General features: G+C 45.5%; 21 protein-coding genes and 1 other RNA gene. 13 read left to right on the top strand and 9 right to left on the bottom strand.

Annotation, left to right across the window (positions count from 1 at the left end; translation table 11 throughout):
* Window positions 1-5: 5 nt before the first annotated feature.
* From DX060_RS07255 to DX060_RS07245, 3 genes are read right to left on the bottom strand one after another with little or no spacing between them, the layout of a single operon-like run.
* Window positions 6-551, bottom strand: a complete 546-nt coding sequence (locus DX060_RS07255) for a flagellar basal body-associated FliL family protein (protein WP_115011828.1) — start codon at window positions 549-551, stop codon at window positions 6-8.
* The gene (locus DX060_RS07250) at window positions 552-1232 is read right to left on the bottom strand and encodes an RsmD family RNA methyltransferase (RefSeq protein ID WP_181814234.1); all 681 of its coding nucleotides are present in this window, start codon (window positions 1230-1232) and stop codon (window positions 552-554) included. It lies immediately after the preceding gene.
* Window positions 1222-1587, bottom strand: a complete 366-nt coding sequence (locus DX060_RS07245) for a hypothetical protein (RefSeq protein ID WP_115011826.1) — start codon at window positions 1585-1587, stop codon at window positions 1222-1224. The genes DX060_RS07250 and DX060_RS07245 overlap by 11 nt, the downstream gene beginning before the upstream one ends.
* A gap of 119 nt (window positions 1588-1706) precedes the next feature.
* On the opposite strand from DX060_RS07245, the gene ffs reads away from it, so the two are divergent.
* From ffs to DX060_RS07225, 4 genes are all read left to right on the top strand, one after another.
* Window positions 1707-1804: signal recognition particle sRNA small type (gene ffs / locus DX060_RS07240), an RNA gene on the top strand.
* A gap of 220 nt (window positions 1805-2024) precedes the next feature.
* Window positions 2025-7571 carry an LPD3 domain-containing protein gene (locus DX060_RS07235; RefSeq protein ID WP_115011825.1) on the top strand — a complete coding sequence of 1849 codons (5547 nt, stop codon included), beginning with the start codon at window positions 2025-2027 and terminating at the stop codon, window positions 7569-7571.
* Between the two features lie 170 nt (window positions 7572-7741).
* Complete coding sequence (locus DX060_RS07230) at window positions 7742-8581, top strand: DNA adenine methylase (protein WP_115011824.1); 840 nt, start codon at window positions 7742-7744, stop codon at window positions 8579-8581.
* A 98-nt stretch (window positions 8582-8679) separates the two neighbouring features.
* Window positions 8680-9255, top strand: coding sequence for a hypothetical protein (locus DX060_RS07225; RefSeq protein ID WP_115011823.1), 576 nt, complete (start codon window positions 8680-8682; stop codon window positions 9253-9255).
* A gap of 319 nt (window positions 9256-9574) precedes the next feature.
* Here the strand turns inward: DX060_RS07225 and DX060_RS07220 are convergent, their stop codons facing one another.
* From DX060_RS07220 to DX060_RS07205, 4 genes are all read right to left on the bottom strand, one after another.
* The gene (locus DX060_RS07220; RefSeq protein WP_258552250.1) at window positions 9575-10573 is read right to left on the bottom strand and encodes a radical SAM protein; all 999 of its coding nucleotides are present in this window, start codon (window positions 10571-10573) and stop codon (window positions 9575-9577) included.
* Window positions 10574-10576: 3 nt separating this feature from the next.
* Window positions 10577-12889 (bottom strand): type I DNA topoisomerase, encoded by a 2313-nt coding sequence (gene topA, locus DX060_RS07215; protein WP_115011822.1) that lies wholly within the window; start codon window positions 12887-12889, stop codon window positions 10577-10579.
* Window positions 12890-12966: 77 nt separating this feature from the next.
* Entirely contained in the window at window positions 12967-14064 is a 1098-nt protein-coding gene (locus tag DX060_RS07210; protein WP_115011821.1) for a cation diffusion facilitator family transporter, read from the bottom strand.
* Between the two features lie 4 nt (window positions 14065-14068).
* The gene (locus tag DX060_RS07205) at window positions 14069-14851 is read right to left on the bottom strand and encodes a hypothetical protein (RefSeq protein WP_115011820.1); all 783 of its coding nucleotides are present in this window, start codon (window positions 14849-14851) and stop codon (window positions 14069-14071) included.
* A gap of 129 nt (window positions 14852-14980) precedes the next feature.
* Between DX060_RS07205 and rpmH the strand changes: the two genes are divergently transcribed.
* The 7 genes from rpmH to DX060_RS11415 all read left to right on the top strand — a co-directional run bounded on the left by rpmH (window position 14981) and on the right by DX060_RS11415 (window position 20325).
* The gene (gene rpmH / locus DX060_RS07200) at window positions 14981-15115 is read left to right on the top strand and encodes a 50S ribosomal protein L34 (RefSeq protein ID WP_084330947.1); all 135 of its coding nucleotides are present in this window, start codon (window positions 14981-14983) and stop codon (window positions 15113-15115) included.
* Window positions 15116-15130: 15 nt separating this feature from the next.
* Window positions 15131-15715: a ribonuclease P protein component gene (gene rnpA, locus DX060_RS07195; RefSeq protein ID WP_115011819.1), complete on the top strand. Its 585-nt coding sequence runs from the start codon at window positions 15131-15133 to the stop codon at window positions 15713-15715.
* Between the two features lie 59 nt (window positions 15716-15774).
* Complete coding sequence (gene yidD, locus DX060_RS07190) at window positions 15775-16137, top strand: membrane protein insertion efficiency factor YidD (protein WP_115012338.1); 363 nt, start codon at window positions 15775-15777, stop codon at window positions 16135-16137.
* 98 nt (window positions 16138-16235) lie between these two features.
* Window positions 16236-17972, top strand: a complete 1737-nt coding sequence (gene yidC, locus DX060_RS07185; RefSeq protein ID WP_115011818.1) for a membrane protein insertase YidC — start codon at window positions 16236-16238, stop codon at window positions 17970-17972.
* Window positions 17973-17977: 5 nt separating this feature from the next.
* A complete protein-coding gene (locus DX060_RS07180) occupies window positions 17978-18748 on the top strand; it encodes a Jag N-terminal domain-containing protein (protein WP_115011817.1) in 771 nt (256 codons plus the stop codon).
* A gap of 13 nt (window positions 18749-18761) precedes the next feature.
* Window positions 18762-20132, top strand: a complete 1371-nt coding sequence (mnmE, locus tag DX060_RS07175) for a tRNA uridine-5-carboxymethylaminomethyl(34) synthesis GTPase MnmE (protein WP_115011816.1) — start codon at window positions 18762-18764, stop codon at window positions 20130-20132.
* A 25-nt stretch (window positions 20133-20157) separates the two neighbouring features.
* Window positions 20158-20325, top strand: a complete 168-nt coding sequence (locus tag DX060_RS11415) for a hypothetical protein (RefSeq protein WP_181814233.1) — start codon at window positions 20158-20160, stop codon at window positions 20323-20325.
* Window positions 20326-20343: 18 nt separating this feature from the next.
* On the opposite strand, the gene DX060_RS11410 is transcribed toward DX060_RS11415, so the two are convergent.
* Window positions 20344-20514: a hypothetical protein gene (locus DX060_RS11410; RefSeq protein WP_181814232.1), complete on the bottom strand. Its 171-nt coding sequence runs from the start codon at window positions 20512-20514 to the stop codon at window positions 20344-20346.
* Between DX060_RS11410 and DX060_RS07170 the strand changes: the two genes are divergently transcribed.
* Window positions 20509-21204, top strand: a complete 696-nt coding sequence (locus tag DX060_RS07170) for a di-trans,poly-cis-decaprenylcistransferase (RefSeq protein ID WP_115011815.1) — start codon at window positions 20509-20511, stop codon at window positions 21202-21204. The genes DX060_RS11410 and DX060_RS07170 overlap by 6 nt on opposite strands.
* Window positions 21205-21347: 143 nt before the next feature.
* Window positions 21348-23918, top strand: a complete 2571-nt coding sequence (acnB, locus tag DX060_RS07165; RefSeq protein ID WP_115011814.1) for a bifunctional aconitate hydratase 2/2-methylisocitrate dehydratase — start codon at window positions 21348-21350, stop codon at window positions 23916-23918.
* 95 nt (window positions 23919-24013) lie between these two features.
* Here acnB and DX060_RS11405 read toward each other — a convergent pair whose 3' ends face one another.
* The gene (locus DX060_RS11405; RefSeq protein WP_181814231.1) at window positions 24014-24181 is read right to left on the bottom strand and encodes a hypothetical protein; all 168 of its coding nucleotides are present in this window, start codon (window positions 24179-24181) and stop codon (window positions 24014-24016) included.
* Window positions 24182-24323: the final 142 nt, after the last annotated feature.

Here is a 24323-nt window from a genome sequence, read left to right as displayed (position 1 = left end):
TCTAGCTAGCCCTGCTGGATAAAGGCATTTGTGCGGAATATATGCGTTACTTGCCCATCTACTAAAAATTCATTGATTCTATTTCTAGCCTCTTCAAGTGCGCGATTCATACCCTTAGAGGTTTTAAGCTCTTCAGGTGTTTTGGTAGAAAACACATCAATAAATGTATCTTTGATAATATCTAGCTTGCGCTCGGCTTCTACTTGCAATTTATCGCTACTAAGCCCAATGGATAGCTGAATAGACAAATATGCATCGCGCCCTTGTGTGGAGAGATTGATGATCAAAGGCTCTTTAGCTGTAACAGGTAAAATCGGTCCTACATTCATCAATGCCACATCAGTGCCTACCGATCCAGCTGGCTTTTTGGCACCTTGCTTTTGCTCTTGTTTGGGTGCCTGCGCTTCTTCTTCCTCTTCTCCATCTCCACTCATCAGCATAATCACCACAACACCCACGATAATTAGGACAAGCACCGCCCCAATGATCACGAACAACATCGTTTTGCTACCGCCTTTTTGCTGCTCTTGTCCTTCTTGCTCTTCTGCCATTTATGCTCCTTTTGTGAAATAAGTCAATGCACTTTTACCAAATCGCCTAGTTTTACTCTGGGTAAAATCCCCAATCACATCCGCAAATGTATATCCACTACTATGCTCGATGATAATAAGCTTGAGATATGGGCTAGCGACAGAGTCGATAAGATTAGCACATTTTTCATAAATATCAGCATAATTTTGGCGGATACAAAAGGGCGGATCAAGATAGAGAATACTAGGCATAGCACAAGTGCGCAATATATCTGTAAGATTGCTAAAGCTATCGCCCTGCACGATACAAGCGCAAGGGGGCTTTGCGTGAGCGTTTGTGGTAGATTCTAGGGAGATGGATTCTAGGGTTGTAATTGGCAAGAGATTGAGATTTGTCCGCAAGGCTTGCAGTGCATTTTCATCACGCTCGCAAAACACCGCCACACTAGCCCCTAAGCTCAACGCTTCTATCCCCATACTACCACTCCCGGCAAACCCCTCGATAAAGCAAGCTCCATAAATATCCCCGCCAATGGTATTAAAGCACGATTCCTTGACAATAGATTTTGTCGGGCGAGTGGGGCGCATAGAGCTAGAATCAAGGCTAGATTCTGGGGCAAAGAGCTTAAGCCCTCGCCATTTCCCCCCTATCACGCGCAAGATTTTTAGGGATCTGGCGGAGCTTGGCTTGCTAGTGCGCATTGTAGCCGCCATCTCGCAAAATCTCATAGAGCTTTTGGCGAAAGTCTTCTAGTGTCTGGGTAAATAGCTGATCAATTTGCATAAAAATACGAGAATCTTTGGGCGGCAAAATAGGTAGAGACTCCGCGCAATAAGTCGCATAAAACACCTTGCAGTTTGCTAGCAAACTCTCTTGCGTAAAGGGTGTTTTGATATGGGCATTTGCTGTGCCTACTAAGCATACAGGCTTCATATCACAGCTTTGATAATCCGAAATGACAAAATCGCACGCCTCTATAGGCGCAAGATAGTCTTTGAGATAAATTTCAAGGCTTTTTTGCAGCAATTCTGATGCACACACAATAGCAATTTTCACACACTCTCCTTGGCACACACTTTTACAAGATTTTTGCGATTATAAGGCACTTTGGGTAAAAGATTGTTTAATATATTTAGCCATCTTTAAGTGCAAACTATCTATAATCCGCCCGCTCCTTTTTAGACCTATGCAAGGCTATCTCTAGGCAACGCTTCAGGGTGGGAACACAGCAGAGCACTTAGATTTGGCTTGTGCCGTAGGGATCTGGAAAGGGGTGCTAGAATCCACTTTTTACCTTCACACAATTATCTCGTAGTAGCTCTTTGATTTTTTGCTTCACAATCTAGTCTCCCTTAGATCCACCCTTGCTCTAGAATTTATCGCCCTCGCTTATGTGATAGCTTTGCTAAAGCCCCTATCCTAATGAAAATGACACCAATCTAGCCCTGCTAGCACACACCATAAAAGCCGATAAAAATGCCAATATCACAGAAATGCTAAATGCCTTTAGCAAACTTGATAAAGAAGATGCGGATAAGACACTGCAGACCTTTACAGATACCGCGGGACTTTGGCATATCCTAAGCAACAACGCCGTAGAGTATGGGCTAAAGCAGCTAGACTTACGACCCTACTTGCTAGGAGCTATGTATAAAGCCGCCACAAGCCTACGCACCACCCGCGCGGCAAACTTCAAAGAGCTAAATGAGCAGATCAAGCACATCATAGACACGACAGATTCTAGCGGCACAAATATGATGCTAGAGATGATGCCAAATACTTATGATAATTTGATCGCCGATTTACTAGGGGCGAGCTTGGCGCGATTTATGCGCTTAGAAAATCCTAGCGGATCACTCTATGAGTCGCTAAGAAACACCCACAAAGGCTTAGAAGCCCAGCTAGCCCCTAGGATAGACTTTTTCAGCGAGACGGGCTTCACACAGGGCAAAAATATCAGCCAAGCAGACATCTTTGACTTCATCGAGTATATGATCAAGCAGGGCGAAGCAGGCAGCGAAGTCGCCCAAGCGGTAGAGCTACTACCCAAGCTCCGCGAGAAATATAATGCTTTCAAGGGCAAGGATTCAGCTTTACTAAAGAAACATCGGCAATCGCCGACCGCTTCGCTTGTTTTGGGTAAGCATTCCGCAGATTTGGGCGATTCTAGGGCAGTCATTACCGACAAGGTAACTCCTACCCTAGAATCGCCCAAAAACCACGAAAGCCCCACCGAAACTCCTAGAATCTTAGAGGGAGACACGCCCCCACAAAAAGGGCTTTTTGATGAAGCGGATTCTAGTGTAGAATCCACACCAGCAGACACACCAAAAGTGGATTCTAGCGAGATAAAAGAATTAAGCACAAAAACCACAAGCAAACTCACTAAAGAACAACTAGAAGCCCTACCCCTAGCCACACCGCAAGAATATGGCGAGTTTTTAGAAAAAATCGCGCAAAAAGACTACCAAAACGCCCCAGAGATTCTAAAAATCGCAACACTAAATAACAACTTACAAGAGCTTATAAACAACAATCACAGCGCAGGCGTTTTTATCACACGAGCTAGGGCAGGACACATCAGCGAAGCTAGAAAAAGCGAGTATGGGCAAGCACTAACACTAGAGGAGCAAAAGCAAATCCCAGAAGTGATAGCCCAAGCAAAAGAAGCCTACACAGATGATAAAAGTGGCTTTATCATACCTTTTGCAGATAAAAATAATGGGGAAAAAATAAATCTCATCATACTTGATAGCGATAATAAAGGGAATTTTCTCATCACAGCAAAGAAAGTCAATAGCGCAGAACTTAGCAATCCAAAATACAAAAAACTAGCAAGGACAGGAGTCGAACCTGCTACCACTACTCCACCTAAAGCAGAGCAAAAGCCTACCGAAGCTATTTCACCTGCTAGCGATGAGATTATACCACAAATGCCAAAAGACAATAGCGATCCTGTAAAGACTTTTGAGTATTTTAAAGATGATTTTATAAAAGAGTATCCCAAAGCCTTAGAATTTTACGAAGGGCATATACCAATGGCAAGCTCGCTATCATACAAGGTAGAGCTATCTGTGAGAAATGAGATAGAAGCAACCAAAAAAGCGATGAACAACACCGCAAAAGATAAGTTTGAAAAGCTATTGAAAAACATAGGATTAAAGCAAAATGAGATAGCCCAAGTGCTAGATACAACGATTAGAAGTGATATTGATTACACTTTGTGGGTGGTTAAAGACTATTTAGACTATGTAGCCAGAAACCTAAATAATTTCCCCCAAGAGCAAAAACCTATAGCACAAGAGATCCTAGCCCATAGCCAAGAGATCCTAAATATGTTTGAAAACAAAACCCCCCAAATCGAGCAGCTACAAAAAAAGCGCATACTAATATCTAGATTTCACGACAATGCAAGAATGTCTGGCACTAAAGAACAGGATTTACTAAAAGGGCTTATTACTGAACTCTACAAGCCACAATCTAAACAAGCCCAAGAAGCCCTAGAATCCACCCCCAAAGCCAAAGAGCCGACACAAAAAGGGCTTTTTGATGAAGTGGATTCTAGTGCTACACCGCAAAAAGTGGATTCTAGTGGAGAATCCACGCAACCAAGCCCAAAGAGCGAGCCAGCCCAGCCGTCATCACCGAGCGACCCCCACTCTGTCATCGCGAGCCGCGATAGCGGCGCGGCGATCCACAAGGAGCCCACGCAAACCCCAAAAGAAACACCCCAAGCCAAAGAGCCCACACAAAAAGGGAAAACAGATTTTAATATGGAAGTGCTAGAGTCGTGGAGCAAAAACAATGAATACCTTAGAGATATACTTGATTTTATAAAAGCAAATCCCCTAGCTCAAAAAATCGACTCACAATTAACTGAAAAATGGGGATATGATAGCGATGTGCCACCTTTAGTAGTATTTGATAGTGCTTTATTGCTGAAAGATAAAGAAGCGTTTTTGCAGACAAAAGACCCGCTCACCCCTAAAAAAATGCAACGCTTTAGAGAAAAGGCGGAAAGACATTTTGCAGTGGCTCAAAAATATGGGCTAGATCTTGATGGATTTTATGATTTTGCTAGGGAGTGGAGAAAAGTAGTCAAAAACTATCACATTTATGGACATACTAACAAGAAAAAGATACAACCTAGACTAGATTCTAGCACCACCGCCAAAGACACCACCACGCCACAAGAAATGCCAAAAGTGGATTCTAGCGCGTCAAGCTTCACCTACACCACAGGGGAAGCAAAGGGCATAGCAGAGTTAAGAAAGGATTTGAAACAAGCCCTAGAGCCTTACAAATCCACCCCTATAACCAACAAAGAAACAGGACTGCAAGGAGTGGTAACAACCGATGAAATTAACAAAATCGCAAGCAAAAAAGCAGTGGATAAAAGCGTGGCAAATGGATTTAGCAGAGATGAGCATTTCACAGCGGCACAGGATTTGAAAAATCTCTTTGAAAATAGCAAGCTTAAAGAATCGCACGCAGACAATAAACACAGAGAAAATATCGCGCAAGTGCATAGATTTATAAAAGATCTACACATAAACGATAAGCAAGCCCAAGCAAAAATAACATTGTTTGAAAAAATAGAGGGGAAAAATAGAATCTATACTCTAGAGCTAGAGAGTTTAAATAAGCCCGACCCTTTTAGTGCCAGCGTGCCTAGCACAGAATCGGCGGCTAAAGCTCAATCGGTGGCGACCGCACGCCCTGAAACCACTACTATTGCTAAAACCGATGGGGAGAGTATAGCACAAGATTTGCAAGAAACGCCAAAAACGGATTCTAACGCCTTGCTAAAATCCGCGATGAAAAAGTTTGCCTACGATGAGAAAAAGGCAAAAGATCTGCTAGAGTGGCACAAAGACTCAAGCCCTTTGACAAAAGATGAAAACGGACTGCCGAAGGTGTTTTATCACGGCACGAAATGGAAAGAAATAGGAAATAAAATTTTTGAAGTCTTTGATACAAAATATAGTAATCAAGTGGATAAATTTTTACAAGGGCATTACTTTTCATCAAGCAAAAAAATCGCAAGAACTTATAATGCTAATATTTATGAAGTATTTTTGAATGCCAAAAATCCTTTAGTGATAGACTTTAAGGGGCATACATTTAATGATTATATAGATGATGCAATAGATAGTATCCCTAAACATATACAAGAAAATATTAGGGATTTTCACGATTCTATAATATTTAAAAATATCATAGATGATAGCACACAAAATGGCAAAAAACACCCCGTGGCAGATACGATTATGGTGCTTGATAGCAATCAAATCAAGCATATAGAAAACAGGGGCGTAGAGAGCGAGAGTGGGCGGAAGTATTTTAATAACTCTAGTCCCAATATCTTTCACAGCAATCCACACTTAGGGGCGGGACTACTAGGCGGAAGCGTGAGCGGCATAGAGCAAGATGAAAATGGGCAGTGGAGATTTAGCCCCGAGAAGTTTGCCCTAGGGCTGCTCGGCGGAGTAGCTGGGAGCAAGGCAGTGGCAAAGGGACTAGAGTGGCGAGCAAAAAAAGTAGCCAAAAGCTACCCAAACATCGCAAAAGACAATCCACAGCTAATGCAAGAAATCGCCAAAAGAGACTTGCACACCTACGCCACCACCAGCACGCACAATGCTTTAACGCGCTTTTTACACAACAATAAGCTTTTTGATATAAATCCACAGCTTTTCGCAGGGGAGAAGGCTCTAGCAAATGAAGCCTACGCACCGCACAAAGCAAGGCTAGAGAGAGCCAAAGAGCTAGAAGCAAAAGGCGCAAAAGAGATAGAGATATGGGAGCAAACAGGCTGGTATAAGGACAAGGATCAAAGGTGGAAGTTTGAGATAAGCCAAAGGGGTGGGGAGCTTGATATACCCAAGCTTGAAAAAGCCCAGCAAGTAGAGCTAGGGGAGATTTTGCAAGATAAAGAGCTTTTTAACGCATATCCACAACTTAAAACCCTAGTGATAAAAAATGATAAAACACTAGAAGCCTTTGGGCTGTATATGCCAGAATATAACGGAAAGAGCAAGCACCTATCCATAAACCTAGGCGAGATCGCCACGACACACCACACCCCCAAAGAAGTGCTATACCACGAGCTACAACACGCAATCCAAGATATAGAGGGCTTTGCGTATGGGAGAAACTATTATAGACAAGCCAAAGAGTATTTTGACCTGCACGGAGAAGTGGAGGCTAGAAATGTGCAAGCAAGGCTAATGCAAGATGACGCACTTGCAAGAGCTGAAAAAAATCTTTTACAAACACGCCAAGAGCTAGAGAAAACAAAGAAAGAATATGACAACATACTTGCAGAATATAAAAAAGTATTTGACAATCCAATAACTGCAGAGAAACTAGCCAATGACAGAATCCACTCCTTGCAGGAGCATATCTACAAGCAAGAGCAAAATATACACAATTTAAAAACCCTAGGGGAAAAGGGATTTTTACAAGCACACCCCCATAAAACTATGGACACAAGCATTTATGATACAAATGCCGAAGCCACGATGATGGGCGAAGCATTAAGCAAGAAGCTAGGAGACAAAGCAGGAGATACGCTAAAATCCACGCCAAAAGCGCAAGGACAAAAAGTGGAGATAGCAATACCAAAGGAAAAGGATTTTAAGACATTAAGACTTGAGAGTGAAGCATATCTAAACAGCTTAAAAGACATAGCAATCACAAACAAAGAAACAGGAATACAAGCCACAATCGCACGAAAAGGCACAAAAGAGATAATCAGCAATGTAAAAAAGAGTATAGCAAATGGCTTTAGTTTTAACGAGCATTTTGCGGTGGCAAATAATCTAAAAGAAGTGTTTGAGAATGCAATTTTTGCTAAAAAGCTAAGTGATACTAAGCACAACGACCCTAGAGTAAGCATTTATCGTTTTAATTCTGCGATAACACTAAATGGCAAGGAAGCAAACGCACTTATAACACTCAAAGAATATTTAGAAAATGGAAAAAGGCTTTATGCTTTAGAGTTGGAAGAACTAAGCAAGGCTAAATTTATCCCATAGTGGTGATGGTTTAGCCTTAATGCTCTTAAATCATAAGCCCACGATACCACAACTCCCGCAGGTGATTTAAAGGCTTGCCCATATTCTACCCCACAAAGCTTAATATCCACTTTACCCCTTTTTGTGTGCTTGTGTTTAGTGAATAATCACGCAAAAACACAAGGGCAAAGATGATTTACACAAAGCCGCCGCTACCCTTTATGGGAAATAAGAGAAATATGCTAAAGCATATCAAGCAAGTGCTAGAGACTATGAGAGCAGATGGGGAGATCGATGGGGAGAGCATATTTATCGATGTGTTTGGCGGATCAGGGCTTGTCGCGCATAATATCAAGCAATGGTATCCGCGCAATCAAGTGATATGGAATGACTATGACAACTACCAAAAGCGGCTAGATCATATCCCACAGACAGAAAGCTTGCGCGAGTGGATCTATGAAAAAGTGCGCGATGGTGAGTATCAAAACGCTTTACCAAAGGAGATAAAGCAAGAGATTTTAGCGCATATCCACGCTCTAGAGACACAGGGCGAGTATATCGACTATACTACACTTAGCTCTTACCTGCTTTTTTCTGGGAATTATGCAAGAGATTTTACAGAGCTTAGCAAAGCCACCTTTTATAACAATATAAGTGTCACAAGGCTTAGCGCGCAGGGATACCTTCACGGCGTGGAGAGAGTATCCCTAGACTTCATAGAGCTCCTAGATAGCTATAAATCATATAAAAACAAATGCCTAATCCTAGATCCACCCTACTTGCAGACACAAGTAGGGAACTATAAAGATCACTTTAGCTTGGGGCAGTTTTTTAGCCTCATAGAGAGGGTGCAAAAGCCGTATTTGTTTTTTGGTAGTGATAGGAGCGACATCATAGAGGTGTTTGAGTATTTCAAAAGGTATCACAAAGAGCTAGAGGACTATACCTTCAATAGCGCGTATTTACTAGGGGGGAATAACACAGATTATATCATCTACCCAGAGGGCAGAAGTTTATTTCGCACAGGGTAAAAGTGGAGAAGCTAGAAAAGGGGGAGATTATAGGGGGGGCTTTACCCCTTTTTTAGTGCGGGGAGTTGTAGCACAATGCCAAGCAAAAAGGGGTAAAAATGAAAAGACAAGCCACAAAGCCCACCGCCCAAAAGAGCCAAGAGCCAAGCCAAGAAACAAACCTAGAAGAGCAAGAAAACAGCCCAAGCCTAGAATCCACACAAGAGAGCAGCCAAGCCGAGCCGCAAAAAGTGGATTCTAGCGCAGATTCTAGCGGCGATTCTATGGATTCTAGTATGGATCGCCACGCCGACAAGTCGGCTCGCGATGACGATAAAAACGCGGATTCTAGCGAGCTAGCCCAAGAAGCCACACCAAGCACGGCGCAGGATTCTAACGCGGCGCAAAGTGATAGCGCAGTCAATCCAAAAGAGCCGCAGACTGAAAAAGAGAGCGACACCACGCCAAGCACGCAGACAGAAACGCCAAAAGAGTCGCTGGATTCTAAGATCGCGGAGGGAGAATCTGGGGCTTTCTCAAGAAACATCGGCTTGCGCCGAGCGGTGTCCCTTGTTTTGCAAGGCGAGCAAGGAGATAAGACTAGTGGTCTATTAAAGGATTTTAGCTCAAAAACTAAATCCCCCTATAATCTCATCTGTGTCATTATAAGCTGGCACACTTACCTCGCGTGGTAATCCCTAGAATCCGCGCTAATGAAATCACCACGCCTTATAGAATCCACTTTTTAAAACTAGATTCTAGGTTTGGGTATTTTTGGTTGGATTCTAGATTTGTTTTATGAATCGCCACGCGAGCAATCCACCTGCAAGTGAGAGAGTAGGAGAAATCAACTTATGAAAAATGAGTGCTACTAGAATCCACTTTTTAAAGCTTATAATGACAGCCCTTTATCATCACAGCTTTGGTATAAGCAACACTTGGCAATCCAAACAAAAACAATAAATACCACAAACCTAGAAGCCGCATTTACACGAGAATCTAGCTTTGAGAGCCTTAGTGCTTTGCTGTATAAAATTTATTTCCCCCTTGCTGCTTGATGATAACAGCACCTTGAGCGATGAGTGTTTGTAGCTGGGCTAATTCTTGCGGGCTAAAGATTTGTGCAGCTTCATCGCAGGCAATAGGACGCGTGGCGATGAGCTTTAGCAATGTCTCTTTGCTGCGAGGTGAGCTTTTTGCAGGTGGATTCTGGGCTAGATCATCTTGGCTATCTTGGTTTTTGGAGCTCACTCGGCTAGGCAGCATAAGCGGCAAACCGCTAAAAATCTCTGCCATCTCTTGCAATCGCTCATTGCCTAGAGGCTTTACTGCATAGGCACTTGGGCGATCGATACTCCCTAAATCCACGCGAGATATAGGGATCTGGCGCAGAAATTCTGCGATAGCATAGAGATTTTCTTGCGTGTCATTATGCCCTTGCACAAGCAGCACTTCTGCGATAAGTTCGCCCTTGTAGCTAGAGGCAAACTCCCTAATCCCATGCAAAATCTGCGCTATATCAAGGCTTTTGCTTGGGCGATCTACCTTTTTAAACGCGCTAGGCACCACCGCATCTAAAGAAAACTTCACCATATCAAAAGCATTTAACGCGTGCTTTTGGGCTACAAGATTTGAGCCATTGCTTAGGATTAGCGATTTTGTGCCTTGTGGCAAAAATGGCGTAACCGCAGTGATGACTTCATACAAATGCGGATAGAGTGTAGGCTCGCCTGTGGCAGTGAAGCTTAGCACATCAATCGCCCTATGGACCTGCAACGCTTGCTTGATCGCTTGTATCACCGCTTGTGGTGGCAGCACGACTTCCATAGAGTCCATAGGACCTGCCTTGTGTAGCTCGCAATACACGCAGTCAAAGTTGCATTGCTTATGGCTTGGTGAGAGATCCACGCCAAGCGATAGCCCAAAGCGGCGCGATCGCACCGGACCAAAGATTATGGATTCTAGGGGATTGGAGCTAGAATCTATGCTTGATTTTTTTGTCTTTTGCGGCACGATCTATGCCTTTTTTGCCTTGCTTGTGCGCGATGTGGCGGGGGCTTTGGTAGAAGTTTTAGCGGAAGCTGTGGCTAGAGTTTTGGCAGGAGCCTTGCCCAAAGGCTCTTGTGTCTGCCCATCATAGCGTGCCTTGCACCGCAAGCACTCAAGCACTTCGCCACTTTTTAGCTGCTTTTGCCCAAGCATATAGCCACACTCTTTACACGCAAGATTAGTAGGCTGCAACGCCGTCAAAAAGGTGCATTTTGGGTAGTTTTTACAGCCATAGAAGCTCCCCCTGCGGCTTTGTCTTTGCACAAGCTCGCCCTTGCACTCTGGACAAGGGACTTCAAGGCTTGCCCTAGGGCTTTTCTCGCCACTTGCACCATTTAAGGGCTTGGCATTTTTGCACTCTGGGTAGCCGCTACACGCTAAAAACTCTCCCCTTTTGCCAAATTTTCTCACCATTGCCCTGCCGCATTTCTCACACACTTCTTCACTGGATTCTAGAGGTTGATCTTCTTTTTTAATGTATTTGCATTTGGGGTAGCCGCTGCAGCCTACAAACTCTCCATAGCGACTCTTGCGCTTTACAAGCTCCTTGCCACACTCTGGGCAAAACTCTCCCGTAGGTGTGGCGATCTTTTGACTAGCGATGGTTGTTTTGCCCTGCGTGATTTTCGCCATAAATGGCTCGTAAAAATCCCACAACACTTCCTGCCAAGAGTGCTTGGCAAGCGCGATTTCATCAAGCTTTTCTTCCATATCCGCACTAAAGGCAGAATCCACTATTTCGCAAAAATGCTCCTCTAAAAGCGTGATGACTTGAAAAGCGGATTCTTGCGGGATAAGCTGGCGGTTTTGGATAGCGATATACTCCCTAGAAGCAAGCAGAGAAATCGTGGGTGCATAAGTGCTAGGACGCCCTATGCCTAGGGATTCTAGCATTTTGATAAGGCTTGCTTCAGAGTAGCGTGCTGGTGGCTCTGTGGTGTGCTTTTGTGCGGCGATAGATTCTGGTGTGATGAGAGCATTAAGCGTAAAATCAGGTAGCAAAGAGTCTTTATCATCATTGCCTAAAATAGCCAAATATCCATCAAAAAGCAGTTTCCTGCCGTGCGCCTTACACTCGCCCCTTTCACTTGTGAAAAACACATTTTGCACTTCATAGATGGCTTCTGTGCTTTGAGAGGCTAAAAATCTCTTATAAATCAGTGTATAGAGCTTTAGCTCATCGGGCTTTAGGTAGGATTTGGCGATTTCTGGCGTGAAGTTGATATTTGTAGGGCGGATGGCTTCGTGCGCTTCTTGCGCACTTTTGGCGTTTCTCGTGTAGATTTTGGGCTTATCTGGGACATAGCTTGCTCCATACTTTTCCCCGATGTATTTGCGTGCGGCTTCTTGGGCGATTGTAGCGATATTTAGGCTATCTGTGCGCATATAGGTGATAACACCCATAACCCCACTATCTGTCGCCACGCCTTCATACAAACGCTGGGCGATGCTCATCGTGCGCGTAGGCGAGTAGCCAAGAGTAGATGACGCGCTTTGCTGCAAGGTAGAAGTCATAAATGGCGGAGGCGTTTGAGACTTTTTTTCCTTTTTGCTAATGTCGCGGATAGTGAAAGTGGATTCTAGCAAGGCTTGCACCATAGAATCCGCCATTTCCTGCGTGCTTATATCAAACTTTTGTAGCTTTTGTCCGCTGAAGTGCGTAAGCTCACTTTGCACACCATTAAACACCGCGCAAATAGTGTAGTAGTCTTGCGGCGTAAATGCCTGTATCTCTCGCTCTCTATCGACAACAATCTTTAGCGCAGCACTCTGCACCCTGCCTGCAGAAAGTCCTTTAGAAATTTTGCTAGCAATAAGCCCACTAAGCTTAAAGCCCACAATCCTATCAAGTAGTCGCCGTGCTTGCTGGGCATTGACTCTATCCATATCAATCGTGCGTGGCTGTGCTAATGCCTGCAAAATCGCGCCTTTGGTGATCTCGTGGAAGACTATGCGCGGGAAAGATTCTAGCGGCTTTGTGTTATCGATTGCTTGTGTGATGTGATAGCCTATGGCTTCTCCCTCTCGATCTTCATCGGTGGCGATGTAAGTAGTCTTTGCCTTTTTGGAGAGCTTTTGGATCTGGGATACAAGCTCTTTGTGATCGCTAGGGATTTGATACTCTGGGATAAAGTGCCTATTTTCCACCTTGATCCCGAAAGAAAATTTAGGCAAATCGCGAATATGTCCTTTAGACGCGATGACTTCATACCCATCGCCTAAAAATGCCTTAATCGTCTTGGCTTTAGCTGGGGATTCTACAATGATAAGATCTTTCATATTGACTCTTTGTGTTTGTGTGGTGGATTATTGTAGCAAAAAGCACGCGCAATTTGTCAAGCTAGCATACCCACTGCCTAAAGCCATTTGGGATTAGCCGTGAAGCTCACAGACAGCCAGATTTTATAGCTTGGGATCTCAAGGGCTGCTTCAATATGATCGCGGATTTTATCAAAATCATCGATAGAAGCGATCGCGCAATCTGTCGTAGAATCTACTAAGATATTGATCTCTATCATATAGAACCGCCCCGATTTTGCTGTATGTGTATCATAATCACCAAAGCCAAACTTTTGACTAAGCTCTTCCATAATCTGCGTAATTTTCTCATCAAGATCCTTTGGCGCGACCATAATGAGATCTTTAAAATTCGCGATACAAATCCGCACAGGACTCACACATAAAAGCAGCGACAAAATCGCAAGCAACCCCGGATCAATATAGCGCGAGAGGATTAAAATCTGGCTAGAATCCAGGGGGATAAGACTGCGCAGGGATTCTATATTGTGCGATTGCAGTGGAGTTAGCAGCACATAGAGCAAGGCAAATGCACTAAGCGTGCCTAGATACAAGATACAATCAATTTTCCACTCTGTATTATCCACGCCGATGAGATCAGAATCTAGCCTCTTAGCATACACACTCGTATAGCCAAATAGCAGCGCACAAAAGCCAAAAGCACACAGCGTGTAAAGCACCGCCCCATCAAGCAGCACCTCATACCCACCAGAAAATATACTCTCTAGCGCAGTGATAAACGCATACAAACACACAAGCACCAAAATCAATGATTTAAAAAAATTCACCATAGGCTCAAAGCGCACATAGCCGTATTGAAACACATCATCATCTTCTTTATAGATGTAGCGCGAAGTGATCACGCTAAGCGCACCAAGCCCCACGCTAATAAGCGCGACAAAGCCATCAAAAATCACCGCCTTGCTCTGTATCCACACACCAAAGCCCACGCCAAATACTGCTAAAAATAGCGCGCTAAACATTGAAACTTTTAAGACAAATTGCTCTTTGGCATTGTTTAGGGCGATACTCTTAGTAGAATCCTGTGTAGATTCTACGCCGCTAGGCTTGGGGGCGTTAGGCTGCCTAGCTTTACGCACGCTTTTTATGTAATTATTTCGCGCTTTGAGAATCGTATCAAATGGTGTGTGATTCATACTGCTACTTTAACTTCTCTAGCCTAAAGGCAAATCTATGCACTTCACCCACAATCCGCACTTCTACTATCATTATGCCATTGTGCTTAATGCCCTTGTCCTTGATGACAACAAAGCCGCCTTGTGCCTTGTCGCTTGATAAGCTAGATTCTCGCAAGGCATTCATTAGTAGCACTTTAAGCGCACCGCGCTTCTCTTGTGCATAGGCGATTGTGCTTGGATTTTCTATCATAAATGGGCTTGCCATAAGCGGGAAATATAAAAACCCCGGACTTGCCACATAATAAAATGGTGAGATATTATAATGCACCATTTGGGCATTTACACTAGGCGTGGGCGTGGGGATATTGAAATCTTGCAAAATCTCAATAAAGTCATAATCACCCTTGCGCAGCCTGTCATAATCCACCACCTCTAATGCCACGCCTCCTATATGCGCACTAATATTTGCCGGGCTAAAGAGTAGGGATTGTGCGGAGTGCTTTTGTGCTGCAGATGGCGTTAGCTGCGCACTGATATAAAGGACAATCACGCTATGGGCTATGTCTTTTTGCCCAAGCTCAACTTGCACACTAGAATCCACAAGCCTAGAGCGCAAGATCTGCACGCCCTTTTGATAGCTCACGCCCCCTTGCTTCAAGGCTTTTATCTCTATGCCACTTGTTTGCTTAAGCATATCTAGCTCATCTTTTGTCGCGCTAAAATCCGCCGTAATGCCAAAGCGAGCGCACCCACCAAGCCACACAGCAAACACCAATCCAAGAGCTATATAAACACCCCTATACACACCAACTCCTAGCAATACTAAAATAACAATGCAACGATATAGCCAAAAAGTAAATACAGAGATTTTCAAGCTATACCTAAGGCAAGCTATGCTAGAATCCGCGCTTTACACTTAATTTAAAGGGTTTTTATGAAAAGGACTTACCAACCACACAACACACCACGCAAGAGGACACACGGATTCCGCGAGAGAATGAAGACAAAAAATGGTCGCCGAGTCATCAATGCAAGACGCGCCAAAGGACGCAAACGACTCGCAATCTAACGCTAGTAGGTCGCTATGGATTCACTTAAAACCAAGCAAGAATTTGACTTTGTCTATAAGCGTGGGTTTTCGCGCTATGCTAAAGGCTTCACGCTTTATGTGTGCAAGATCTCTAGCCCGCTAGGATCCCACACAAACACCCACCTATACCGCGATCACGATTCTCCTAAGCAGCCTTCAAGGCTCGGGCTTAGTATCTCTCGCAAAGTTGGCAATGCCGTAGTGCGCAACCGCCTAAAAAGACGCGTGCGTGCGATATGCAGTGCAAATGAGCAGATCGCGTATGGATTGTGCTTGGTATTTGTCGCTAAGCCCGGTGTAGCGGATTTGAGCTTTGCAGAGCTGCAAGACTCACTCCACAAAACGCTAGCCTTTATCCTGCAGCATTTACACAAGGCAAAAGCCAAGCCTAGCCAAGCCCCACGCACCCAAGCAATGCATAGCCCAGCAAATAAAGCAATGTCTCACAGCATAAGCAATCATAGCAAGGATAGCCTGTGCGTGGCTCAATGCTCGCGAGAAACAGCACACAAGCCCACAAATGCCTATGCTAAAATTCACAACCAAAGCAATCTTGCTAGATTCTGTGATGTAGTATGATAGTAGCAAGACAGACAGCTTTGCTCACACGCAAAAAAGGCAGCAAAATCGCGGTGGCTATGGTGCTGGGACTATGGCGATTGTATAAGGTGCTTCTATCGCCGCTATTTGGTAGCTCGTGTAGATTTTACCCGACTTGTTCGCATTATGCTTGTTTGCTTTTGACACACGAGAATCCACTTCACGCGATGATGAAGATAGCTTATCGCCTTATGCGCTGCCAGCCTTTCGCACAAGGCGGGATAGAATACCCGATCATCAAAAAGCGATTTCTAGCACATAGCATAGGAGTTACAAAGGGCATTGACCTAGAATCCACACACGCCCAAGACTTTGTGTATTGGTATGTCCCTATCCATACGCACAAGAGCGCGCAAGACGCTACTTGCTATGCCATCATTCCAGCACTTAGGAGTAAGTAATGCAATCTCAATCCCGCATACTGCAGATGTCTCTACCAAACAGCTACAAAAAGCTAGCAAGAGCCTTACACAAATATAAATTTTAGAAGGATACGCGAATGAAAAAAGATGATACCAATTCTCGAGTGCTACTTGCCGTTGTTGTTTCTTTTATCTTCATTATTATTTACAGCTACTTTGTGCAAGACCCAAGCAAAGCCCAGCAGAAGCGCGAGCAAGCAAACACAGCAAAATCGCTAGACTCCACAGAATCTAGCACAAGTCAAGCAGACTCTCCCAACTTTGCTCACAATCAAGCCCCACAAGCCAGCCAAGATAGTCCATTTCAAGCACCTGCACGCCCTATCATCTCGCGCGTTGTTTCTAGTAGCGTGGAAGTAGAGATTGATGATCTAGGGAGAATCGCACAAGTCTATTTGAAAGACAAGAAATTCACCGCCCCAAGACAAGAAGGCTTTTTTAGCCATTTGGGCAAGCTCTTTGGGCTAAACTCCGCAGAATCCACACCCCAAGAAAAACTCCCACTTTTCGCGCCACAGACTATTCTACCACTAGAGATCCGCTTCCAAGATCAAGCCCTAAACGCCCACGCCACAAGCACCACCTACAAGGCTTCAAACGCCCATATCACCTTAGAGAACAACGGCACACCACAAACGCTCACACTCACGCAAACAATGCCAAATATGACCATAACCAAAACTCTGCAGTTTTTCTATGATGATGATGGCTTGAAATACACCATAAATATCGCTATGTCCAAGCCCACACCTTACGCGCTCTCAAGCGGTATGCGCCCGGTTGCTGATGATGATGGCTATGCGTTCCACGGCGTTGTGCTAAAAAGCGATGGATTAAAAGGCACCATAGAAAAAATCGAAGACAAAGACGCCAAGCTAGAGGGGCAGTCTTTCACACAAGTGCCTTTTATCTCTGCATCAGATCGCTACTTCACTACGCTACTTTTCACACGCGATGTGCGAGGGCTGCACGCACAGGTTGTCGGCGATAGCAAAAAGCACCCGATCCCCTATATTATGCTAGATTCTAATATCGAGCTAGAGGGCTATGTAGGACCCAAAAATTATCAGCTGCTAAAATCCATTTACGAGCCGCTCACTGATGTCGTGGAGTATGGGCTTATCACCTTTTTTGCTAAACCGGTATTTTTACTCCTAGAGTGGCTCTATATGCTTATGGGGAATTGGGGCTGGGCGATTATCGGGCTTACGATTATTGTGCGACTAATCCTCTTCCCTCTTAGCTATAAGGGTATTATGAGTATGCAGCGGCTTAAAGATCTCACGCCTAAAATGAAAGAAATCCAAGAGCAATACAAAGGCGATCCGCAAAAAATGCAAATGCATATGATGCAGCTCTACAAAAAGCACGGCGCAAACCCACTTGGTGGCTGCTTGCCACTACTACTACAAATCCCCGTATTCTTCGCTATTTATCGCGTGCTCTATAATGCTGTGGAGCTTAAAAGCTCGCAGTGGATTCTATGGATACACGATCTATCAGTAATGGATCCTTACTTTATCTTGCCTATTCTTATGGGGGCTAGTATGTATATCCAGCAAGCTCTCACACCAAATACCCTAGACCCTATGCAAGCAAGGATTTTCAAGCTTTTGCCTATTATTTTCACGCTTTTCCTTATCACTTTCCCAGCGGGGCTTGTGCTGTATTGGACGATCAACAACATCTTTGCTATCGGTATGCAGCTTGTCATCAACAAAATCATCGATAAGCAAAGAGCCGTAGAAATCGCCAAGCACAAAAAGCCTAGCAAAGACCACGCCCAAAAGACCAAACCAAAAACCAAGGAATAACACCGATGAAAAAAATCACTGCACCGACATTGCAAGAGGCATTAAGCCAAGCGGCTTTAGAGTTTGGCTGCTCTGTCACGGAGCTAGAATATGAAGTTATCCAGTATGAATCTAGCGGGTTTTTGGGCTTATTTAAAAAGCCAGCGACTATTGTCGTTAGTCTAAAAGACAAGCCCCACGCCACAGCCCCTATCCCACACGCCCATGCACCACAGAGTGCCGCGCTACACCAGCCTACACAAGCCACAGATCAAGAGTTTTTTAACGCATCAGAGTTTTTCAAAGATTCTCCAGAAACGACACAAATATTTCAGACAAAAGACGAAATCATCGCAGAAATCACCGCTGCTATTGAAGAAATGCTAAGCTTTATGCCCTACAAAATCCACACGATTCAAGTAAGCTTCTGTGATCCACAAACGCTCTATATCTTCTTAGATGGAGCGGATTCTGCCTTATTGATCGGTGAGAGAGGCTACCGCTACAAAGCCCTATCCTACTTGCTTTTTAATTGGATCCAGCCCACTTATGGCTACAATATCCGCCTAGAAATCGCGCAATTTTTGCAAAACCAAGAAGAAGCCATAGAGGCGTATTTGGTAGGTATCATCAATGAAGTGCGCCGAGAGGGCAAAGCCCAGACCAAGCCGCTTGATGGGATTCTAGCCTTTATCGCGCTAAAAAAGCTCCGCGATACATTTCCGGATAAATACATCTCTTTCCGCCAAAACGCCCAAAATGAGCGGTATATCGTGATTAACGATTTTTACCGCTAGATTCTGGACTTATATGCAAGATACCATAGCTGCTATTGCTACCCCTAGTGGTGTGGGTGGGATTTGTATCGTGCGTGTGAGTGGCGAGCTAGCCCCCCAAATCGCCCAAGCCATCATCAAAGACCAGCTCCCCACCCCACGCTACGCCGCCTTACGCACACTCTATGACACGCAAGGCGCGCTTATCGATGAAGCCATAGTGCTGTATTTTGCCGCGCCAAGAAGCTACACTTGTGAAGAAGTCGTGGAGTTTCAGTGCCACGGCGGCGAGATCATCGGCAGCAAAATCCTAAGCCAATGCCTAGCCCTAGGAGCTAGGATCGCTAGGGCTGGGGAATTTACCAAGCGCGCTTATCTCAATGGTCGCTTAGATCTCGCTCAAGCAAACGCCATAGCCCAGATGATTGCCACAAGGGACGCCTCTTTCCAAAGCGCATTAGCCAAGCAGCTAAAAGGCGATTTAGGAGCGTTTGTAAAGCAAGTGCGCATAAGCCTTATAAACGCCCTAGCTCACACAGAAGTGATGATTGATTATAGTGAAGAAGACATTCCAAGCGATATTATCACTAGAATCCACTCTATGCTAGATGCCCTTGCCACGCGCCTAAGCAATATCTACACCTTTTCCAAAGCTCGCCCCAATCAATGCCACAGCCTTTGCCTTATCGGCAAGCCAAATGTCGGCAAGTCCTCCTTGCTTAATGCACTTTTGCTCTATGATCGCGCCATCACCTCTCCCATAGCCGGCACCACGCGCGATAGCATTGAAGAGGAGTTGCTGATAGGATCTCACCGCGTGCGGCTTATTGACACCGCTGGCATACACCAAAGCACCGACCCCCTAGAATCCAAAGGCATAGAAAAGAGCCTCCAAGCCCTAAAAGAAGCGAGCATAATCCTTGTCGTTTTCGATGGCTCTAGCCCTCTAGATACTCAAGATGAAGCGATAATAGCACTCGTGCAAGAAGAGGGCGCAAGCCGCCAAAGCCCCCCCAAAATACTCCCTATAATCAACAAATGCGACCTCCCAAGCAGACTAGATTCAGCCACACTCCAAAGCCTAGAATCCACTTCTGCCGCTACAATCGCGGTAAATGCCCTAGATAAATCCGCCACTGCTAGCATACTTTATAGCGCGATCGCACAAGCCCTAGCCCAAGAATCCTACCAAGACATTATCCTAAGCGCACCCTACCAGCAAGAGGCAATCGCACAAACACAAGCCCATATACAAAGTGCTTGCACCAAGCTAGACTCCCTAGAATTAGAGCTGTTTGCCTACCATATCAAAGATGCCCTAGAATCCATAGGGCATATCACCCACCCCTACAATAGTGAAGAAGTGCTTGATAGTATGTTTGGGCAGTTTTGCTTGGGGAAGTGATTGGATCTAGTCATAAGGCGCGAAAGTGGATTCTAGAGCAGCAAGAAAAGCAGCAATGTCAAAAGTGGATTCTAGTCTAGAATCCACTTTTGAAACCACCCAAACTCTACACGAGCACAAAGGATTGAAAACGGCTCAAAATGTGCTTTGTAGCCAAGTGAATAGGCAGCAGCAAAAGTGGATTCTAGGCTAGAATCCACTTTTAAACCACTCAAACTCTACAAGAGCAAACAAAGGATTCTAGGATTTGCGATGATAAATCGGGGTTTTGCGAGTGCGTGCAAGGGCGCATACTTGGCGTATGTAACTGCAGCACGCGCGAAGCAATCCACGATTTATCGCGCAAAGCCGAATCCACCAAAAAAAAGGATATACAATGCACCTAGCAATCATTATGGACGGCAACGGCAGATGGGCACAGCTACAAGGCAAGCCACGACAAGCAGGACATAAAAAAGGCGCGAGCAATGTCCGCACGATCACAAATTGGTGCGCCAAGCACGATATAGGCTATCTCACACTCTATGCCTTCTCCACAGAGAATTGGAATCGCCCCAAAACAGAGGTCGATTTCCTTATGAAGCTTTTAGAGCGATATTTGCGCGATGAAGCCAAGACCTACCACGACAATGCCATTAGATTCCGCGCGATTGGGGATATAGACTTCTTCTCCCAGCCATTAAAGCATCTAATCTTAGACCTAGAATCCTCCACCTCCCACTACACAAACTTGACCCAAACCCTAGCCCTAAACTACGGCTCGCGCAATGAGATCACCAGAGCCTGCCACAAGATTGTGCTAGCAAGCCCAAAGCTTAGTGATGATCCGCAAGAAGCCGCCAAAGCCCTAGAATCCACTCTAGCCAATGCGCTTGATACTGCAGATATGCCCGATGTGGATTTGCTTATCCGCACAGGTGGCGAGCAGCGACTCTCAAACTTTTTGTTATGGCAAGCAAGCTATGCCGAGCTAGCTTTCACCCAGACGCTGTGGCCAGATTTTAATACCAACGAGCTAGCGCGCATTATTGAGGAGTTTCACTCACGCACAAGGCGATTTGGCGGATTGTAAGCCATAGGCAAATCCTGCTATACGCCACATACTGCAAAGCATAAAACAAAGAAAAGTTAAGAAATAATTAAACTTATGCTAGCGCAAGATTTGCTATACTAGAAATTCTCAAAGCAACCCCAACAATGAAAAGGAGAACCCCAATGCAAGCATTTATCACAGACTACAACAACGCCGTGCAAGAGCGAGCCAAAGAAGGCGTCCCACCACTACCACTTACGCAAACGCAAGTTAGCGAAGTGATCAAAATCCTGCTAGATTCCGCTGCTAGCAAGGAGGAGCAAGACTTCGCACTTGATTTGCTCACCAATCGCGTAAGCCCCGGAGTCGATGAAGGAGCCAAGCTTAAGGCTGAATTTTTAGGCGAGATCATCGCCGGCAAATCCTGCAAGAGCATCTCCCCAGAGCTAGCAGCAAAGCTACTTGGCACAATGCTAGGAGGCTACAATGTCCCCTATCTCATCAAAGCCCTAGAAAATAGCGACAAGCAAGTAGCACAAACCGCAGCAAATGGGCTAAAGCACACACTGCTTATCTATGACACCTTTGATACCATTGCGGCGATGAGCAAAACTTCTACCCTAGCAAAAGAAATCATCGAGTCGTGGGCAAATGCAGAGTGGTTTTTGCATAAGCCTGCCTTGCCAGAGGAGATTAAGCTTGCCGTGCTTAAAATCGATGGCGAGACCAACACCGATGACCTAAGCCCAGCAAGCGATGCTTTCACCAGAAGTGATATACCCACTCACGCTAAAGCTATGCTAAAAAGCCGCATAGATAACTACGAATCTCGCATAGAAAATATCAAAAAAATCGCCAAGGATAATGGTGCTAGTGTCGTGTATGTCGGCGATGTGGTCGGCACAGGTAGCAGCCGCAAATCCGCTTGCAACTCTATCGTATGGCATTTTGGCAATGACATTCCATTTGTGCCAAACAAAAAAAGCGGCGGCTTTGTGATAGGCGGCATTATCGCGCCAATATTTTTTGCCACTTGTGAAGATAGCGGCTGCTTGCCTGTGGTAGCCAATGTCGATAAGCTAAAAGAGGGCGATATTATCACGCTTAAGCCTTATAGTGGCGAGATTGTGAAAAATGGCGAGGTGGTAAGCAAATTCACCTTAAGCCCAAATACAATCTTTGATGAAATCCGCGCGGGCGGGAGGATCCCCCTTATCATCGGGCGAGGGCTTACCAACAAGGCGCGTAAATTCCTAGGGCTAGGCGAGTTTGAGGGCTTTGCCAAGCCTGCCCAGCCACAATCTAGCACCAAGGGCTTCACCCTAGCGCAGAAAATGGTCGGTCGCGCGTGCGGCAAAGATGGGGTTAGAGCAGGCGAATACTGCGAGCCAATCGCCACCACCGTGGGCAGCCAAGACACCACCGGTGCTATGACTCGCGATGAAGTCAAAGAGCTTGCCAGCCTAAGTTATAGCGCGGATTTTGTGATGCAAAGCTTCTGCCACACAGCAGCCTACCCCAAGCCTGCTGATGTGAGCTTGCAAGCGACTTTGCCAGATTTTATGCGCAATCGCGGTGGTGTCGCCCTACGCCCTAAAGATGGCGTGATCCACTCGTGGCTCAATCGCTTCTGCCTGCCAGATACCGTTGGCACAGGTGGAGACTCACACACTCGCTTCCCCATAGGCATTAGCTTCCCAGCAGGCAGCGGGCTTGTAGCCTTTGCGGCAGTTACAGGCTCTATGCCACTTAATATGCCAGAATCCGTGCTTGTGCGCTTCAAAGGCAAGATGAATCCGGGCATCACCCTGCGCGATCTTGTCAATGCGATCCCTTACTACGCTATCAAGCAAGGACTCCTAACCGTCCCCAAGCAAAACAAAAAGAACATCTTCAGCGGCAAAATCCTAGAGATCGAAGGGCTAGAAAATATCAAAGTCGAGCAGGCGTTTGAGCTAAGTGATGCGAGTGCCGAGCGCAGTGCGGCTGCTTGCACCATAGCCTTAAACAAAGAGCCCATAATCGAATACCTAGAATCCAATATTTCACTCATCAACGCAATGATCAAAGACGGCTATGGCGATGCCAAGACCCTAGCACGCCGCGCGGAAAAAATGCGCGAGTGGATCAATAACCCCGTCTTGCTAAGAGCGGATAAAGATGCCGAGTATGCCGCGGTGATTGAGATTGATCTAAATGAAATCACAGATCCTATCCTAGCCTGCCCCAATGACCCTGATGATGTAGCCACACTAAGCGAGATCCTAGCAGATCCTAAACGCCCCAAAAATATCGATGAAGTCTTCATCGGTAGCTGTATGACAAATATCGGGCATTTTAGGGCGTTTGGCGAGATTATGAAAAACGAAGGGCAGTCTGCCACACGCACTTGGCTTGTGCCTCCTACAAAAATGGATTCTAAGCAGCTAAGCGATGAGGGCTACTTCTCTCTCTTTGGCGCAGCAGGTGCTAGGATCGAAGTGCCCGGCTGCAGCCTTTGTATGGGCAATCAAGCGCGCGTGAAAGATAATGCCGTGGTCTTCTCCACCTCTACAAGAAACTTCGACAATCGTATGGGTAAAGGCGCGCAAGTCTATCTAGGCAGCGCGGAGCTAGGCGCGGTGTGTGCCAAGCTCGGGCGACTTCCAAGCCTTGAAGAATACCTCCAAATAGTCCCACAAAAGCTAGGGCAAGACACCTCTAAAGTCTATAAATACCTAGAATTTGACAAGATCAAAGACTTCGCCCTATAACTTCTCTAGCTTTAAGCACACGCTTAAAGCTAGCCCACAATCCAAGACCCACACTCTCTAAGGAGCATTTCAAGCGATGAAGCATTTGCAAGAGTCTAGCACCACTGCCAAAAGTCGATTAGGGGGGGGCAGCAGCAAAGTAGCCCCACACTAGAATCCAGCTCTGCCCCCACACAGATCCGCACAGCCCCCACCAATCTCACACGATCCAATCTCATCACCAACGAGCCGCCAAACACCCTAGCTAGCAGTATAGAGTCCATACTCCACAGCTTTGAGGACCACAGCTGCGACATCGCTATAATCAGTGGCTACTTCAATGCCAAAGCCCTAGAGTATCTCTCCACCCACGCACACAAGATCCGCTCCCTAACCCTTATCCTAGGCACGCAAGACCCATCGACA

Source organism: Helicobacter canis, assembly GCF_900451095.1.
Lineage (GTDB): Bacteria > Campylobacterota > Campylobacteria > Campylobacterales > Helicobacteraceae > Helicobacter_B > Helicobacter_B zhangjianzhongii.
This window is presented reverse-complemented; position numbering and strand designations above follow the sequence as displayed.